Origin of the sequence: Nostoc sp. UCD121, from assembly GCF_014222285.1 — a bacterium.
GTDB lineage: Bacteria > Cyanobacteriota > Cyanobacteriia > Cyanobacteriales > Nostocaceae > Nostoc.
Window position 1 is genome coordinate 1 of record NZ_JACKZS010000568.1, and the last position, 277, is coordinate 277.

Annotated in this window: 1 rRNA gene; it reads left to right on the forward strand. The window is 54.2% G+C overall.

What is annotated here, in order from left to right:
* Positions 1-277 (forward strand): 23S ribosomal RNA (locus GNF10_RS37505); the annotation flags it as partial.

The window sequence follows — 277 nt, forward strand, 5'->3', positions numbered from 1 at the left end:
CACCACATCCTGGGGCTGTAGCCGGTCCCAAGGGTATGGCTGTTCGCCATTTAAAGTGGTACGTGAGCTGGGTTTAAAACGTCGTGAGACAGTTTGGTCCCTATCTGCCGTGGGCGTTGGAAACTTGACGGAGCCTGCTCCTAGTACGAGAGGACCGGAGTGGACGTACCTCTGGTGTACCGGTTGTCATGCCAATGGCATTGCCGGGTAGCTAAGTACGGAAGAGATAACCGCTGAAGGCATCTAAGCGGGAAACTCGTCTGAAGATTAGGTATCC